17 protein-coding genes are annotated in these 17,080 nt (G+C 64.4%); 8 read left to right on the forward strand and 9 right to left on the reverse strand.

The features are described from left to right. The 8 genes from H5T60_02740 to H5T60_02775 form a co-directional block, all read left to right on the forward strand. Nucleotides 1-1,244: PD40 domain-containing protein (locus H5T60_02740; GenBank protein MBC7241345.1), on the forward strand; the 1,244-nt coding region annotated here is incomplete at its 5' end. A 171-nt stretch (nucleotides 1,245-1,415) separates the two neighbouring features. Continuing rightward, a complete protein-coding gene (gene nusB, locus H5T60_02745) occupies nucleotides 1,416-1,895 on the forward strand; it encodes a transcription antitermination factor NusB (GenBank protein ID MBC7241346.1) in 480 nt (159 codons plus the stop codon). Then, nucleotides 1,892-2,320 carry a twin-arginine translocase TatA/TatE family subunit gene (gene tatA / locus H5T60_02750; GenBank protein ID MBC7241347.1) on the forward strand — a complete coding sequence of 143 codons (429 nt, stop codon included), beginning with the start codon at nucleotides 1,892-1,894 and terminating at the stop codon, nucleotides 2,318-2,320. The genes nusB and tatA overlap by 4 nt, the downstream gene beginning before the upstream one ends. Continuing rightward, nucleotides 2,317-3,285, forward strand: coding sequence for a twin-arginine translocase subunit TatC (gene tatC / locus H5T60_02755; GenBank protein ID MBC7241348.1), 969 nt, complete (start codon nucleotides 2,317-2,319; stop codon nucleotides 3,283-3,285). Before tatA ends, tatC begins: the two co-directional genes overlap by 4 nt. A 53-nt stretch (nucleotides 3,286-3,338) precedes the next feature. Then, the gene (locus H5T60_02760; protein MBC7241349.1) at nucleotides 3,339-4,673 is read left to right on the forward strand and encodes a GTPase; all 1,335 of its coding nucleotides are present in this window, start codon (nucleotides 3,339-3,341) and stop codon (nucleotides 4,671-4,673) included. A 141-nt stretch (nucleotides 4,674-4,814) separates the two neighbouring features. After that, nucleotides 4,815-5,438, forward strand: coding sequence for a hypothetical protein (locus H5T60_02765; GenBank protein MBC7241350.1), 624 nt, complete (start codon nucleotides 4,815-4,817; stop codon nucleotides 5,436-5,438). Between the two features lie 69 nt (nucleotides 5,439-5,507). Further along, nucleotides 5,508-6,485 carry a hypothetical protein gene (locus tag H5T60_02770; GenBank protein ID MBC7241351.1) on the forward strand — a complete coding sequence of 326 codons (978 nt, stop codon included), beginning with the start codon at nucleotides 5,508-5,510 and terminating at the stop codon, nucleotides 6,483-6,485. Between the two features lie 31 nt (nucleotides 6,486-6,516). Continuing rightward, nucleotides 6,517-8,742, forward strand: a complete 2,226-nt coding sequence (locus H5T60_02775) for a S8 family serine peptidase (GenBank protein MBC7241352.1) — start codon at nucleotides 6,517-6,519, stop codon at nucleotides 8,740-8,742. Here H5T60_02775 and H5T60_02780 read toward each other — a convergent pair. The 9 genes from H5T60_02780 to H5T60_02820 all read right to left on the reverse strand — a co-directional run. Further along, a complete protein-coding gene (locus tag H5T60_02780) occupies nucleotides 8,739-9,296 on the reverse strand; it encodes a 2-oxoacid:acceptor oxidoreductase family protein (GenBank protein MBC7241353.1) in 558 nt (185 codons plus the stop codon). The two genes, H5T60_02775 and H5T60_02780, sit on opposite strands and share 4 nt — an antisense overlap. Before the next feature lie 37 nt (nucleotides 9,297-9,333). Then, on the reverse strand, nucleotides 9,334-10,107 hold the full coding sequence (locus tag H5T60_02785) for a 2-oxoglutarate oxidoreductase (GenBank protein ID MBC7241354.1): 774 nt from the start codon (nucleotides 10,105-10,107) through the stop codon (nucleotides 9,334-9,336). 3 nt (nucleotides 10,108-10,110) lie between these two features. After that, nucleotides 10,111-11,193, reverse strand: a complete 1,083-nt coding sequence (locus H5T60_02790) for a 3-methyl-2-oxobutanoate dehydrogenase subunit VorB (protein ID MBC7241355.1) — start codon at nucleotides 11,191-11,193, stop codon at nucleotides 10,111-10,113. Between the two features lie 64 nt (nucleotides 11,194-11,257). Continuing rightward, entirely contained in the window at nucleotides 11,258-11,479 is a 222-nt protein-coding gene (locus H5T60_02795; GenBank protein ID MBC7241356.1) for a 4Fe-4S dicluster domain-containing protein, read from the reverse strand. 54 nt (nucleotides 11,480-11,533) lie between these two features. Next, the gene (locus H5T60_02800) at nucleotides 11,534-12,460 is read right to left on the reverse strand and encodes a bifunctional enoyl-CoA hydratase/phosphate acetyltransferase (GenBank protein ID MBC7241357.1); all 927 of its coding nucleotides are present in this window, start codon (nucleotides 12,458-12,460) and stop codon (nucleotides 11,534-11,536) included. A gap of 66 nt (nucleotides 12,461-12,526) precedes the next feature. Continuing rightward, nucleotides 12,527-13,234, reverse strand: coding sequence for a hypothetical protein (locus H5T60_02805; protein ID MBC7241358.1), 708 nt, complete (start codon nucleotides 13,232-13,234; stop codon nucleotides 12,527-12,529). Further along, nucleotides 13,174-14,283, reverse strand: coding sequence for an adenosine deaminase (gene add, locus H5T60_02810; GenBank protein ID MBC7241359.1), 1,110 nt, complete (start codon nucleotides 14,281-14,283; stop codon nucleotides 13,174-13,176). Before add ends, H5T60_02805 begins: the two co-directional genes overlap by 61 nt. A 15-nt stretch (nucleotides 14,284-14,298) precedes the next feature. Continuing rightward, nucleotides 14,299-15,246, reverse strand: coding sequence for a bifunctional enoyl-CoA hydratase/phosphate acetyltransferase (locus H5T60_02815; protein MBC7241360.1), 948 nt, complete (start codon nucleotides 15,244-15,246; stop codon nucleotides 14,299-14,301). Further along, on the reverse strand, nucleotides 15,247-17,080 hold a 1,834-nt coding region (locus tag H5T60_02820), incomplete at its 5' end, for a GAF domain-containing protein (protein MBC7241361.1).

Genomic DNA, 17,080 nt, shown 5'->3' on the forward strand with positions numbered 1-17,080 from the left:
CCTTCTCCTCCTGGCGCTACGGCGATAAAGACCTGTTCTTCATGCGCCCGGACGGCCAGGACGTGCGGCAGATCACCAACAGCCCCACGGGAGAGGATCAGCCGGCCTGGTCCCCCGACGGCATCCGGCTGACCTTCACCTACCGCACGCCGGAGAAGCGCGAGGTCACGGTGCTGGAGGTGATGGCGCCGCCGGCGGAGGGCGGATTGACCACGCGGCTGACCTGGAGCACGGCCAACGAATGGGCGGCCTGGTCGCCCGATGGGCGTTCCCTGGCCTGGCTGGAGCAGTATTACAACGGCTGGGCGCTCCATACCGCCCCGTTAACCCAGACCGCCGTCCTGCCGACCACTGTCCTGCGCGGCTACGCGCTGGCCGGCCCCCTTTCCTGGCACGACCGCGCCCTGCCGTTCGGCCAGCCGGCCGCCGCGGAATCCCTGGACCATCCCTGGCGCACACGCTATGCCATACGCTGGGAGGAGCTTCAACCGCCCGCGGGGGGCGATTCGGATGCGGAACTGGCCGGCTGGGTGCGCGTGCAGAACGTGGATGTCCCGAACGAGCGGCTGAACGCGCTGGTCGCACCTTCCTTCATCAAATTGCGGGAAGCGGTCAAGCAGGCCGCCGGCTTTGACTTCCTGGCGCGGTTGAGCGATGCCTGGCGCCCGCTCGATGAGGACAGCGAGACAACCACGTACGCGAGCTGGCACAAGGCCGGCCGCGCCATTGACACGCTCTTCGACTACCGGGACCGGAACGGCTTTCCCATGATGGCCGTCGTGCGCGAGGACATCGGCGGCCACACCTACTGGCGCGTCTACCTGCGCGCCGCCCGACAGGACGGCAGTCTGGGCATGCCTCTGCGCGAGCCGCCCTGGGACTTCAGCGGGAGCGCGCGCCGGCGCTTCCCCGAACAGGGTGGACGTTGGGATATCATTCCATCAGGATATTATGTTGACTTCACCGACCTGGCCTCCTCCTTCGGCTGGGAGCGCATCGCCTCCGTGGATAAGGCCGACTTCTCATGGACCTGGCATTTCCTCGCCATCGAATACTGGCATTTCCAACAGGATGAGGATATGGACTGGTATGCCTCCATGAGACAGGTATATACCCTGCAGGAGTTGACGCCCCTGTTCAACTGGCGTATCCTGCGGAAAAATGACATCCCCGACTGGTACATTGTCCTGACCGGCATCCCTATCCCCCTCAGCGAGTACCGCTGGAGCCTGCTCCGCCCATGAAAAATGGACATCGGGACCGTTCCCATGCCCTCCCATGCCCGAATTTTGACGAATAGCGCGCTTTGGTGGCATAATGACTAATGTACGACACCGCCATGTTAGGCCATGGCGGCAATTGTGGGATAATACTCTGACGAAAGGTTGCAACCCGGGGAACGGGGGGGCGATTGGATGAAACACCGACGCTTGGCCCGACATGTGGCACTGCAAGCGTTATTCGAGGTAGATGCAGTAGGACACGACCCGGAGCGGGCTCTGCAGTACCGGCTGGAGGAGAGCTCCCTGGCTCCCGAACATGCCGCGTTCGCCCGCCGGCTCGTCTGGGGCGTGCTCCAACACCGCGCCACCATTGATGACCTCATCCAGCGCCACGCTCCCCTCTGGCCCATCAACGACGTGGCTATTGTCGACCGCAATATCCTGCGCATCGGCACGCTGGAACTGCTGTGGGGCGAAACACCGCCCCGAGTGGCCATCAACGAAGCGGTGGAGTTGGGCAAACACTTCGGCTCGGACAGCACCCACCGCTTTGTGAACGGCGTGCTGGCGTCTATTCTGGAGGAACTGGAGGCCAGCGGTCGGCTCGGGGAACTGCGCGATTACATGGCCCCTCCCCCGCCGGCGCCCTCCGAGGAGAGCTCACAGGCATGAACTTTTTCAATATCGGCCCCATGGAGCTGTTATTGATACTGGTCATTGTGCTGATGGTGTTTGGGCCGGACAAAATCCCTGAAGTCGGCGCTTCCCTGGGAAAAGCTATCCGCAAATTCCGCCAGGCCACCAAAGAGCTGGCTGAGGAATTTGACCTGGAGGAAATCAACCCGACCACCCTGGCCAATGTGCTGGAGGCCCAGGCCGACGCGCTGGACCGTGCCCAGCAGGCGCAGACTGCCGGCACCGCCGCGCCGGCACCCGATGAATCCGCTCAGGCGCCGGCGCCTTCCGAGACATCTGAGGAGCCTGCCGCCGGCAGTGAGACTGCTGACACTCCGCCGGCCGTCCCAGCTCCCGATGCGCCTGGCCCCGAAGCACCGCCGATAGTCCACCCCCCTGAGGATAACGAAGGACGCATATGAACACAGGAACCAGTGCCCTGAGCACCTTTTTCCTTGCCCTGGTGGTGCTGATCGTCGTCGGACCCAAAAAACTGCCCCAGGGCCTGGAACAGCTCTGGCTGGCCATTGAAAACTTCCGCCGCCAGCAGAATAACCTGCCCCCCAAGACCCTGGCCGAAGCCCGCCGGGACTGGAAGCGCAGTGGCAGTCCCTTCTACGCGCTCATCGGCGGCCTGTACCAGGGTGCCGAGCACCTGGAGGAACTGCGCCGCCGGCTCATGGCCGCCGCCATCGTCATGATCGTCACCATTATCGGGAGCCTCTTCTTCGTCGAGAAAATCTTCAACATCCTCAAGCGGCCGGCCGGCAACATCCAGCTCATCTTCGTGCGGCCGCCGGAAATGATCCTCACCTGGTTCAAGGTCGGCCTGCTGTGCGGCTTTGTGCTGGCCATCCCCGTCCTGGTCTATGAGCTGATGGCCTTCATCTACCCTGCCATGGAAACGCCCAAGGAAAAGCGCGGGTTCAAGATATTCGCCTTCTTCGCCATTCCCAGCGCATTCCTGTTCTTCGTGGGGGGCATCGCCTTCGCATACTTTGTCCTGCTCCCCTTCGCCCTGCGCTACCTGTTCTCCTTCGGCAGTCAGCTCGCCACGCCCTGGTGGACCATCAGCGAATATACCAATTTCGTGCTCACCCTCTTATTCTGGATGGGGGTGACCTTTGAGACCCCGCTCATCATGCTGGTGCTGGCCAAGATGGGCATCGTGGACGCCAAACAGTTGGCTTCCAAGCGCAAGTACGCGGTGGTCATCATCGCTATCGCCGCGGCGATTATCACCCCCACCCCGGACCCCTTTAATATGGCGCTGGTGATGGGGCCGCTGTTACTGCTCTTCGAGCTGGGCATCCTGCTGGCGCGGCTGGTGCGCAACCCCATTCGCCGTCCAGCGAAAGAGCCGGCCAGTGAGCCGGCCGGGCAGTGAAGCTCACCCGAACGATCGCAGACCATCCATCGCAGAGAAAGGAGACCGTTTCAATGACGAAACCACAACAGCCAGAGAGGGCACGCGTGCTCATCATGGGAGCCGCCGGCCGGGACTTCCACAACTTCAACGTCTTTTTCCGCCAGAACCCGGCCTATGAGGTCGTGGCCTTCACCGCCACGCAGATCCCGAACATCGAAGGCCGGCGCTATCCCCCCGAACTGGCCGGCCCACTCTATCCCCAGGGCATCCCCATCTACCCGGAAGAGTCGCTGGTGGAGCTGATCCGCGAGAAGCACATCCACCTGGTCGTCTTCGCTTACTCCGACGTCTCGCACGAGTATGTCATGCACCGCGCCTCAGCGGCGCTGGCCGCCGGCGCCGATTTTCTCCTGCTCGGGCCGGCATCCACCGCCCTGAAAGCCCGGGTACCGGTCATCTCCGTCTGCGCGGTGCGCACGGGAAGCGGCAAAAGCCAGACCACCCGCCGCGTGTGCGACATCCTGCGAGCCGCCGGCAAGCGCGTCGTCGTCATCCGCCACCCCATGCCCTACGGAGACCTGGTGCGCCAAACCTGCCAGCGCTTTGCCACATATGAGGATCTGGACCTCCATGAATGCACTATCGAGGAGCGCGAGGAATATGAGCCGCACCTCCGGCGCGGCATCGTGGTGTATGCCGGCGTGGACTATGAACAAATCCTGCGCCAGGCAGAACAGGAGGCGGATATCATCATCTGGGACGGCGGCAACAACGACCTGCCCTTCTATCAGACCGACCTGCACATCGTCGTGGCGGACCCGCACCGCCCCGGCCATGAGCTGAGTTATCACCCCGGCGAGGCCAATCTGCGCATGGCAAACGTGGTGGTGCTCAACAAAATTGACACGGCAGATATGGCCGCCGTCAACCTGGTGCGGGAACACGTGCGCCAGGTCAACCCCACCGCGACGCTGGTCGAAGCCGCATCGCCCATCTTTGTCGAACGGCCGGAGGAGATCGCCGGCAAACGCGTGCTGGTGGTCGAGGATGGCCCCACCCTGACGCACGGCGAGATGTCCTACGGCGCCGGCTATATCGCCGCGCTGAAATACGGCGCCGCAGAAATCGTTGACCCCCGGCCCTATGCTGTCGGCTCCATCTTGGAAACCTACCGCAAGTATCCGAAGACGGGGAAGGTCCTGCCGGCGATGGGCTACGGCCGCCAGCAGATTCAGGAGCTGGAGGCCACCATCAACGCCGCGCCTGTAGACCTGGTGCTCATCGGTACACCCATTGATCTGCGCCGGCTGATCACCATCCGCCATCCCAGCGACCGGGTCTATTACGAACTGCAGGAAATCGGCCGGCCAACCCTGGACGAGGTGCTCGCCCCCTTCCTGCGGTAAACCCTGCATCCACCAGGTGACAGCCGCCGCTACGGCGGCTGTCACCTGCCCTGACCCACGCCGCCTTTTGACATCCCCTCCATCATCCTTTACAATACCCATACCGTTCCGAACCGCTGTGATGGGAGAGAAAGAAAGTCCATGCCTGGGAACGCCCCGTTCACCCGCAACTTATCCGCCGGCTGGCGCAAACTGGCCATCCTGACGCTCACCGCCGGCCTCCTGCTCTTTGCCCTGTTCGCGGCCGCCGGCGCCCTCGCACAGCCCTCCGCGCGCATCGTGCTGGAGCCGCAGACAATGGAATTTCGCCGACTGGGCCTCACCCGCACCCTGGAAATTCACATTCAGGACGTCCCTGCCCTCGTCGCGGCCGATGTGTATCTGTCCTTCGACCCGGCGCGTCTGCAGGTGGTGGACGCCGACCCGGCGGCCCCGGGCGTGCAGATCGCGCGCGGCACATTTCCCGACCCGGCGCGGGGCTTTGTCATCAACGCCGCCGATAACGAGCTGGGCCTCATCACTTACTGCGTGACCCTGCTCTCCGGCCCGCCGGCCTCCGGCAGTGGCCTCTTCGCCTCGGTGGCCTTTCAGGCCGTAGGCCCGGGCACCAGCGACATCGCAGTCATCACCCAGACCAATCATCTGACCCGCACCGGACTGTACGCGCCCGGCACACCCGACCCGGTGTTTATCCCGTTCGACATCGTCAACTCCACAGCATCCATCTGGCACCCTGCCATTCTGCCGCTGATTATGCGGTATTGATCGACAATCCTCAAGGGAAAAACCATCATGTCCTGGAACGCGCAACTGACCGAGCATGCAACGCCTCGTATGAGCATACGCCTTTCCGCCGCCGCATTCCTGCTCAGCCTGCTGTTCCTCGCCGGCACGGCCAGCGCGCTGGCGGACGGAGCGGAGATCTTCATCTCCCCGCCGGCCCAGGCTGTAGCCGTCGGCCAACAGGCCACCATCTCCATAGCAGCTAGGAACGTTCAAAACGCCTATGCCGCGCAGGTCACCCTGCGCTATGACCCGACCATCATCGAGGTGCTGTCCATCGAAGCGGGGAGCCTGTTCGCCGGCGGCTCGCCGGTCTCGCGCGTCGACAACGAGGGCGGAACGGCCCTCTTCGCCATCACACTGCTGAACCCCGCTCCGCCGGCCAATGGCGACGGCACCATCGCCGTCCTGACAGTGCGCGGCAAAATGGACGGCGGCACCGCCATCTCCCTGGAGGCGCTCATTTCCAACCCCCAGGGCATTGTCCTGCCATCCACGGCGCGCGGCGGAACCATTGACGTGGGGCAGATACTCGGGCCGACCTCCACCCCCCGCCCCACCTCCACCCCGCGTCCGACCTCGACCCCCCGCCCGCGCGTGACCGTGCCGCCGGCCACCGGCGGGCCTACCCCCGCCCCTGGGGCTACCCAGCCGCCGGCCCCGACGCCGGTACAGCCGACAGTTCCTGTCGTTCAGCCGCCGACGGCCCTGACGCCGGCAGTACCATCCCCTTCCGCGCCCGGCGCGTCCACCAGCGCGCCCACCGCCGGCACGACCGCGCCGCCGGCCGCAGGCGGGGCACCCGCGGCGCCGGCTCCCACCACCAACCCGGCCGCCGCCCCGCAGATATCCCCGACCGGCCCTGCCCCAGCCGGCGAGGCTTCCGCCAGCACGGAGACAACCCGCCCGCCCCTGCCGCCGGCGCTCTTCACCCTGCTGATGGCCGGCATCATCCTGGCGCTCTTTGCCACCGCTATCATCGTCATCATCGCCCTCTGGAACTGGTACCAGCAGGCGCGGCGCACCTGACGGGCAACCGATGGAGGGACATGGGACGGGCATGAAGGGATGGTCTCTCGCTCGGGCCATCGTACGGCGGATTCTACTGGCCGGCGTTTGCTGTCTGGCACTGCTGGCGGTCCTGGGAATGGCCGGCAGTGCCCAGCCCTCGCGCCAACCCGCTGTCCCGGCGCCCGTCTCGCAGACCTGTAGCTGGCTGGCCCGTCCGGCAGAGGGAAGCACCAGTGATATCGCCGAGCTGGCCGGCCAGGCCGGCCTGAACGCCCGTTTTATCCCGGCGCTGAACCTGTGGGAATTGACCTGTGCCGGCGGGACCAGCGGCGAGGATGTACCCGCCCTGCGCCGGCTGGCCGAAAGCGGCGCCTTCGAATGGCTCATCCCCAACCGGCGCGTAGTCATCGCCGCCGAACCGAACGACCCCGGCTATACTGCGCAGTGGAACATGCGCATCATCCAGGCGCCGGCGGCCTGGGACATCACCACCGGCTCCCGCCAAGCGGTCATCGCCATCCTCGACACCGGCATCAGCCTATCTCATCCCGATTTGCAGGCCAATCTGTGGCAAAATGGGGATGAAATCGCCGGCAACGGCATAGACGACGATGGCAACGGCTATGTAGATGACCGTTGGGGATGGAACTTCGTCGCCAACTCCCCCAACCCGGATGACGACCACTGGCACGGCACGCACGTGGCCGGCATCGCCGGCGCGGTGGGCAACAACGCCCTCGGGGTCGCCGGCACCACCTGGCAGGTTCAGCTCATGGCGGTGAAATTCCTGGACCGCAACGGACAGGGCTCGTTCCTGGGCATGCTCCAGGCGATGCGGTACGCGGCGGATAACGGCGCGCGGATCCTGAACCTGAGCGTCTCGGTCGACGGGGATTTGACAGCGGAGGAGCGCCGGCTCCTGGATGAGGCAGTAAATTATGTCAAGGATCGGGGCGCGGTCATGATGGCGGCCAGCGGCAACGCCGGCGCCAGCACGCCGGCCTATCCCGCACGCCATCCCGACATTATGGCGATCGGTGCCAGCACCTCATCGGATGAGCGCTGGTGGCTGTCCAATTACGGGCCGGGGCTGGACCTGCTGGCGCCAGGCGCCGGCATTTACAGCACCTCGCGCACCTCCTCCGGCCCCACCTACAGCACCGCCAGCGGCACTTCCATGGCCGCGCCGCATGTCAGCGGCGCCGCGGCCCTGCTCTGGGCGGTGAACCCCGGGCTCACACCGGCAGAGGTCATGAGCACCTTGCGCTTGAGCGCCGATGATCTGAATTACGCCAGTTACCCCGGCCCCGATGTGTATTGCGGTTGGGGCCGGCTCAACCTGCGGCGCGCTGTCCAGGCGGCTGTGCACGGCGCCATCCTGCAGGCATATGCCGGCGCGGGGTCCGTCCAGGCCCTGGGAGATCCCATCACCATCACCGCTACCCTGGTGGACCTGCTCGGCGCGCCGGCGCCGGAGGGCACCGCTATATCGTTCTCCACAGACCTTGGGACGATCTTGCCGGCAGAGGCACAAACCGCCGGCGGCACGGCATTGGCGCAGTTCATCCCCGGGGAGCTGGCTGGCCCCGCTCATATCACCGTGCAGGCCGGCGCGCTGACCGAACAGATCACGGTCACCGTTCAGCCCGGCCCGCCGGCGGAGCTCCAGCTTGCGCTGGAGCACGAAGTCATTACCGCCGGCACGCCATCGGTGCCCCTGACGGTGACGGTGCAGGACGCCGCCGGCAATCCCGTCCAGGACGGCACGGCGGTGCTGATATCCGCCCAGCGGGGCAGTGTCGCGCCGGCGCTGGCGTATACGTACCGCGGTATGGTGCGCAGTACCTATCAGCCCCCTACCGCCGCCGGCCCCGACCAGATCACCGCCCAGGTCTCCTCCGACATCAGTCAGACCCGGATGGTCAACATCGTACCAGGCCCGCCGGCGCAACTGCGCTGGTCGTTCGAGCTGGCCTTCCTGCGCGCCGGCGAGGCCCATATCCCCTTCGCCGTGCAGGTGCTGGATGCCTTCGACAACCCTGCCCCCGACGGCCTGGAGGTCGCTTTCGCCAGCTCGCAGGGGGAGGTCCAGCCGGCGGTCGTCCTCACGCAGGGAGGAACTGCCGCCGCCGCACTGACCGGGACGCTGTCACGCGGCGAGGTCTGCCTGCAGGCGCAGGTCGACACCCTGGCCGGCGGGCTTTGCCGGCCAGTGATCGAGCGCATGAGGATATTCCCGCTTCTTTTCCGCCGGCACGCGCCGCTCGGGAATTAATGCACCGCCTGCCGGCTCTCCTGGGCAATGCGGTGTCCTGCCAGCAAGGCCCGCTTATTCGGCTCGATGATGTGCCGGCGCTGTTCGGGCACATGCTCTTCCAGCGCCTGGATCACCGATTCCAGCCGCACAAAGGGGTTGATCCCCAGCAGTGCCCCCAGCAGTACCAGGTTTGCCACCCGCACATTGCCGATCTCGTACGCCAGGTCGTTGGCCGGCACCTCCACCACCGTGATGTCCGTGCGCGCCGATTTTTGGCGCACCAGGGAGGAATTGACGATCAGGAATCCTCCCGGTTTGACCAGCGGCTCATATTTCTCGAAGGACGGCGGGTTCAGCACGATACAGCTCGTGGGACGGTAGATGATGGGTGAGCCGATCGGCTCATCGGAGATGATCACGGTGCAGTGGGCGGTGCCGCCGCGCATTTCCGGGCCATAGGATGGTATCCAGCTCACATGCCGGCCCTCGGCCAGGCCGGCATAGGTCAGCAATTGGCCGGCGAACAGCGCTCCCTGTCCGCCGAACCCGGAGATAATCACTTCCTCGTGCATATCGTCCTCCTTGACGACAGCCGGCCTCCGCCGGCACTCACAGGTTTTCCACCCCTTCGGCGACCTTGAAATCGCCCAGAGGATAGTACGGAAGCATGTTCTTCTCGAGCCATTCCAGCGACTCAATGGGCGTCATGCCCCAGTTGGTCGGGCAGTTGGATACCACCTCCACCAGGGAGTAGCCCAGGCCGGCCATCTGCACCTTGAAAGCGGTGACGATGGCCTTCTTCAGCCGGCGGATCTCCCGCGGGTTGATGGCGGTGCGCCGCACGACGTATGCCGCACCCGCCAGGGTCGCCATCAGCTCGCATACCCGCAGGGGATAGCCGGCGGCGCGCACATCCCGCCCGAAAGGCGTTGAGGTCGTCACCTGACCGGGCAGGGTCGTCGGCGCCATCTGCCCGCCGGTCATCCCATAAATGGCGTTGTTGATAAAAAAGGTGGTGATGTTCTCGCCACGGTTGACCGCATGGATGATCTCGTTCGTCCCAATGGCGGCGAGGTCACCATCCCCTTGATAGGTAAAGACGATCTTGTCCGGCTGAACGCGCTTGAGGCCAGTTGCCATCGCCGGCGCCCGGCCGTGCGCCGCCTCCGCGAAGTCCACGTCGAAATAGTGATACGCCAGCACCGAACACCCCACCGGCGCGATGCCGATGGTGCGGTCCTGGATGCCCAGCTCATCAATCGCCTCGGCGATCAGGCGGTGTACGATGCCGTGAATGCACCCCGGGCAGTAATGGGTGGTGGTATCCGTCAAGGCCTTCGGCCGGCTGAACACGATGCGTTCCTGCTTCTCCGCTTCGACCATGTCTCACGCTCCTTTCTGGGCCACCATGGCCGGCTTCCCTTGGGCAAGGGCTTCGATCTCCGCCAGAATATCTTCTGGCAGGGGGACAACACCGCCCATCTTACCGAAGAAGCGGATGGGGACCCGACAGCAGGTGGCCATGCGCACATCTTCCAGCATCTGGCCGGCGCTCATCTCCACCACCAGCATTTCCTGCACCCGGCCGGCCACCTCCGCCAGCGCTTCGTATGGGAACGGATACACGGTGATGGGGCGGAACAAACCCACGCGGATGCCGGCCTCACGCGCCCTGCGGATAGCGGTGCGGGCAATGCGCGCCGCAGTGCCGTACGCCACGACAGCGATCTCCGCATCCTCCAGCAGATAGGAGTCATAGCGCACTTCATTCGCCTCGATGCGCCGATACACGGCCTGCAGTTCCTGGTTGACCTTTTCCAGCTCCGGCGCGTTGAGGTACAGGGAGGTGATAATATTCTTCGGCCGGCCCTTCGCGCCGGTCAGCGCCCAGGCCGGCGGCGGCCGCAGTTCCCGCATCTCGGGCAGTTCCACCGGCTCCATCATCTGGCCCAGCATGCCATCCGCGATGACAAAGACGATCTGCCGGTACTCGTCCGCCAGATCGAACGCCAGGCCAACATGGTCTACCAGCTCCTGAATGGTGGACGGTGCCAGGGTCAGCACCTTATAGTCGCCGTGACCGCCGCCCTTGGTCATCTGGGAGTAATCCGCCTGGGAAGGCTGGATGTTGCCCAGTCCCGGCCCTCCGCGCATGACATTGACCACCACCGCCGGCACCATGGAGCAGGCGATGTAGGAGATGCCCTCCTGCATCAGGCTGAAGCCGGGGCTGGAGGTGGAGGTCATGGCGCACACGCCGGCGCACGCCGCACCGTACAGCATGTTGATGGCCGCCAGCTCGCTCTCGGCCTGCAGGAACACGCGTCCCAACTGCGGCATGCGCCGCGCCATGTATTCGAGCACTTCGGTCTGCGGGGTGATCGGATAGCCGAAATAGGCCTGACAGCCGGCCCGTATCGCGGACTCCGCAATCGCCTCATTGCCCTTCATCAGGATTTTGGAAGACATGGATGCGCTCCTCTTCCAGGATATCGTCATCGCCAGAACAACAAAACGGTGGTATGCCGCGTCATCACGGCACACGCACCGTTTTGTACACTACAATCGCCACATCGGGGCACATCATGGCGCACATGGCGCACCCTGTGCATTCCCCTTTCGGGTCCACCTGCGTCGCCGGCCGATAGCCCTTGGCGTTAAAATGGTCCGCAATATGCACCAGGTCAAACGGGCAGACCGTCGTGCACAGGCCGCACCCCTTACAGCGGTCCTCATCCACTACAATGTGGGACATCCTTCGTTGACCTCCTTGTCAGTGATGTTCGGTTGGAAAGTGCAGACAATCCCATTATTTCACAGGCTCATAACTCATGCCGCTGAGATACACCCCCAGGGCAAGGGAAGCCAGCTTGGCGTCCGGCGGGTCCGAGCGCGAGGGCATGACGATGGGACAGCGCCCACCGACGATCACGCTGGCCATTTGGCCGCCGGCGAAGTAGGTGATGGCCTTTGCCAGCAGGTTGCCGGCCTCGATATCCGGCGCGACCAGGATGTCGGCGCGGCCGGCGACATCGCTCTCGATACCTTTGATGCTCGCCGCCACCTCGGAAATGGCGTTATCCAGCGCCAGAGGCCCATCCACAATCCCCCCGACGATCTGCCCCCGCTGGGCCATTTTCGAAAGGTTGGCCGCGTCAATGCTGATGGGGATCTTGGGATTGACCACCTCCGTGGCAGAGAGGATCGCCACTCTCGGCCGCTCCACCCCCAGCGCGCGAGCAACATTGATGGCGTTCTGCACCATGCAGGCTTTGGCCTGCAAGTCCGGCGCCGTGCAAACGAGGATATCGGTCACGAAAATCAGGCGGTCGAAATTGGGGATCTCAAACACCGCCACATCGCTCATCACACATTCGCCGTTGCGCAGGCCGGAGATGGGGTCATCCGCCACACGCACCAGATGTCGCGGTTGTGCCTTGGCATTCATGACGATGTCGGCCAGGCCGTTGCGCGCCATCTCCACAGCCCGCTCTGCCGCCCGGCGCTGGCTCGGTTCATGGATAATCTCAGGGAAGCCCAGGTCAAATTTCCCTTCGGCGAGAAGGGTCTCGATGCGTTCCACGTTGCCGAGCAGGGTAAACTCCGCCAGGCCGCGCTGATAGGCCAGCGCGGCGGCTTCCAGCGCTTCCCACTGGTCGGCGGCGACCAGGACCACGTGCTTAGGGCCGCGCGTTTGGGCCAGTTGGATCAACTCCTCAAAGGTGCGAATGGCCATCGCTTTCTCTCCCATCTATCCGTATATCCACAGTTTCGTGCACCGAATCCCAGGGGCGCTGTATTGTCAGCCGGCGCCTGGCTCTTCCTCCCACGGCGGGAAGAAGAAGCGCTCCAGCGGCAGGAGCGGCGTGTCCGCCGGCAGTTGATCGGCCACCGCCGGCAGAAGGCTCTGCTCCACCGCCACCATCGCCAGCGGTATGCCCAACCGCTGACTCGCCCGCACCAGCACCTTCCACCCTTCCAGGAACTGTTCCGGAGTAGTGCTGGCCAGCATGTGCGGGTTCCCCACCAACCCGCCGGCCAACAGCCGGGTGGTCAGCTCCATATCGCGCACCGCGCTGGCAATGCCCACATCATCCTGTGTGAACGGACGATATGGGTTCACCACCACATACATGATGTAGCCCCGCTCCCGCAGGACATCGCGGTACTGGGCCAGCACCCTGGCGCCCTGCACATCGCCGCCTACATCGAGGACCACAGTGCGCCGGCTGTCCTGCAGGACGCCCATGATTTCGGGTGTCAGGCCGGGGGTATCGAGGTAACGCGCCACCGCCGCCGGCGTCACCACCTCCACGCCCCGTTCCCGCATGCGGTCAGCCATTTCCCGCGAGCGGAAGTACGGCGTCACCACATCCAGGTCCACCAGCACAGGGCATCCGCCGTCCGCGCTGGCCGGCTCGCGGCACAGCTTCAGCGCAAAGTTGATGGCTATCTCGGTCTTTCCACTTCCAAAGCGTCCGGTAAAGATATAGCAAGGATTTTTTCCCATTCCCCCTTGAATGTCCTCCACAACTGCTCCTTCGCATTCTGGTTGGTGAAAGCCGCCCGCACGCCGTTCCACACCACCACGCCCAACTGGGGCAGGCTGACCCCAATTTCACGGACGGCGATGAGATACTCGTCTGTGAGGGTGGTGTTGGAGATGCTCGGGTCATCGGTATTGATGGTTACCCGCACACCTTGTGCCAGAAAGTGCCGCAGGGGATGGCGGGCCAGGTGGGGGACGGTGGCGGTGTGAATGTTGCTGGTGGGGCAGATTTCCAGCGTCACGCCGGCGCGGCACAGCAGTTCCACCACCTCCGGGTCCTCGACAGCCCGCACCCCGTGGCCAATGCGGTCCGCCCCGTATTCCTCCACCGCCTCCCGCACGCTCCAGGCGCCGATGGCCTCGCCGGCATGAATGGTCAGCCCCAACCCTTCGCGGTGCGCCTGGCGCAGGATGCCGGCGAAGGGTGCCAGGGGATAATTGACCTCATCGCCGGCGATATCCAGCCCGACGATGCCCCGGCCGGCCCGCGCGAACGCCACCCGGGCGACCCGTTCTGCCTCACTCGGGCTCAGCTCCCGCTTGATGGTGACGAGCAGGCCCGTGGTCACCCCGAAATCCCGGCCGGCCTGCTCCACCGCCCAGATGACCCAGTCCGTCACCTCCTCTAAATCAAAACCCTGGTGCGCCGCCAGCGTTGCGGGGCTGAACCGCAGTTCCAGATAGCGCACATTATCCGCCGCGGCGTCCGCCACCGCCTCATATGCGACCCGCTCGATGGCTTCCCGGGTGGAATAGAACTGCCGCAGGAAGCGAAACTTCTCCAGAAAGGCGTGGAAGTTGGGCTCTTCGTCGGTCACCTGCACGTAGGGACGCAGGTCCTCAATATTATAGCTGGGCAGATCCACGCCGTGCGCCTGTGCCACCTCCGCCAGCGTGCTCAGCCGAAGCGAGCCTTCCAGATGGCGGTGGAGATCAATTTTGGGAAGAAGCCTCAGTGTTTCCCACAGCCTGCGGCTTCCGCCGGCGGAAGTGCTCGGTGCGTCAATCATGCGCCATTCCCAACGTTAGTTTGCCAGCAAAATCCCCAATGCCATGGAAACCATCTTGGATTCGTGGGGGTCCGCCCGCGACGCGACGATGAGCGGGGAGCGGCCGCCCTGGACAATGCCGGCCATCTTGCCCTTGGCAAAATAGGTGATAGCCTTGGCCAGCACGTTGCCGGCCTCGATATCCGGCACAATCAGGATGTCGGCCCGGCCGGCAACCTCACTGCGAATGCCCTTGACCTCCGCGGCATCGAGCGAGATGGCGTTGTCCAGCGCCAGCGGGCCGTCCACAATGCCGCCGATGATCTGGCCGCGCTCGGCCATCTTGGACAGATTGGCGGCGTCCATGGTATTGGGAATCTTGGGGTTCACCATCTCCGTCGCCGCGATGATGGCCACCCTGGGACAGGAGATGCCCAGCGCCTGGGCGACTGAGATGGCGTTCTGCACGATCTCTACTTTCTGCTCCAGGTCTGGCGCCACCACTACGCCGGCGTCGCTGACGAAGATCAACCGGTCAAAACCAGGTATCTCAAACACGCCCACGTGCGAGAGGAGCCGGCCGGCACGGATCCCAAACTCCTTATCCAGCGCCGCCCGCAGAAAATCTCCCGTCTCCACCCGTCCCTTCATCGCCATATCCGCCCGACCCTGGCTGACCAGCGCCATGACCTGCCGGGCGGCCTCGCGCGGCTCCGGCACATGGATCATCTCCATGCGGCTCAGGTCAAGGCCTTCTTCCTGCGCGATGCGCTGGATGGCCGGCACATCCCCAACGAGGATGCATTCCGCCAGCCCCTGCCGCTCCGCGTCGACCGCCGCCAGCAGTACCTCCCGCTCATGGGCGGCGGCAATGGCTACCCGTTTCGGCCCTTTCGCTTTGGCCGCTTCGACCAGCTCTGCAAAGCTTCGGATCACATGTTCCTCCTTTGCGGCTCTGCTGTCAGCGCCTTTGCTGTCCTGCATCTATCCACCGCCGGCTGGGCGGTATTTCGGCACGGTGAAGAAGAACGTACTGCCCTTGCCCACTTCGCTGATGACCCCCACCTGGCCCCCGTGCGCCTCGACGATCTGTTTCACGATGGCCAGGCCCAGGCCGGCGCCCCCAAAGCGCCGCGTCGTGGAACCATCAATCTGATAGAACGGCTCAAAGATCCTCTCCAGCTTATCCGATGGGATGCCGATGCCGGTATCCCGTACCAGCACCCGCTCGTAATCGCCGGCGTCCTCGACCGATATCTCGATGAGGCCGCCTGGCGGGGTGAATTTGAGAGCATTGCCGATCAGGTTATCCAGCACCTGCCCCAGACGAGCGCGATCCCCGAATACCGGGTCTAAATCAGGCGGGACCTTGCATATCAACTGCAAATTCGCCTCCTGTGCCGCTGCCTCCGCCCCCCGCAGGGCCATGTCAATGACATCCGCCAGAGAGACCGGCGCCAGCTCCAGGGAAGCCATCTCGGCGCGCTGGAGGGAAATAATGTCGCCTACGAGACGGGTCAGTGTCTCGGTCTTATTGGAGACGATCTGCAGGGCTTCACGCTGTTGTTCATTCAGCTCTCCCAGCGCGCCCTCTAACAGCAGGTCCACATACCCGCGGATAAAGGTCAGCGGTGTGCGAAGCTCATGGGAGACGTTCTGCACAAATTCCGATTTCAGGCGGTTCAGCTCTTTCAGCTCATCATAGGCGAGCTTCAGCCGGCGCGCCCGCTCTTTAAGGCTTTCGTACAGACGCGCATTCTCGATCATAGCGGCCGCCTGCGCCGCGGCAATGGTCAACAGCCGGCCCTCTTCCGGGTCAAAGGCGTTGGGCATGCTGTCATCCACACTCAAGGTGCCGATCACATTCCCCTTGGTGATCATCGGCACCACCAGCAGGGAGCGCACCTCCGGGTCGAAGAAGATAAAGTCCGGCTCCTGATAGGTGTCAGGGATGTAAATGGGCCGGCGCTCCACCACCACCCGGCCGCTGACGCCCTCCCCAACCCGCAGTTTGGCCTCTTTCTGCCATTTCGGCTTGATGCCGCTGGCCGCCCGGATCTCCAGCATGCCCGACTTTTCATCCAGCAGGAAGATGCAGCAGCTCCGGCAGTTAATCACCCGCCGCAGGATGACCACCAGCGAGTCGAGCATCTGGTTCAGGTCCAGGCTGGTGGTCATGCGCTGGGCCAGGGTGTACAGCGTCGAGACCTCGGCCAGCCGGCGTTCCGTCTCCTCGTAAAGCTGGGCGTTTTCCAGCGCGATAGCCGCGGAGACCGCCAGCGCTTCCGCCAGACGCTGATCATCCAGCGCGAAGGGAGGCGTCGGCGCCCGCCGCGTCAACTGCACTACCCCCAGCAGTTTATCCTTGACGCGCAGAGGCAGGTTCAGCATATGCCGGCCAGTCGGTGATGGCGCCGTCAATGCCAGAGGAGCGCCGCTCTGCATAACGGCCTCCGCCTGCTCGAGGTTAAAGCGCTCCTGCGGCTCATTCTCCCGGGCCTGCCGGCTCAGCGACGCCTGAAGCACCAGCCCATCCTCCGCCCGCAGGAACAGGGCCGCGCTATCTGCGTCGGTCAGCCCCATCATGCTTTCCAGGATGAGCTGAGAGACCTTATCCCGATTCAACACCGCGCTGATGGCGTGCGCCAGATTGGCCAGGGTAGCCAGCTCGGAAAGCCGGCGCTCCCGCTCCGCCAGGAGCCGGGCATTCTGCACAATCAGCCCGACCTGCTCCGCCAGGACCTCGACGATCATCTGTTCCTGGGCGCCCAGCGCCCTATCGCTGCCGGGCACAAGTTCCAGAACCCCCACTATCTGC

It is taken from the genome of Anaerolineae bacterium (assembly GCA_014360855.1).
In the GTDB taxonomy this organism is placed as follows: Bacteria; Chloroflexota; Anaerolineae; order JACIWP01; family JACIWP01; genus JACIWP01.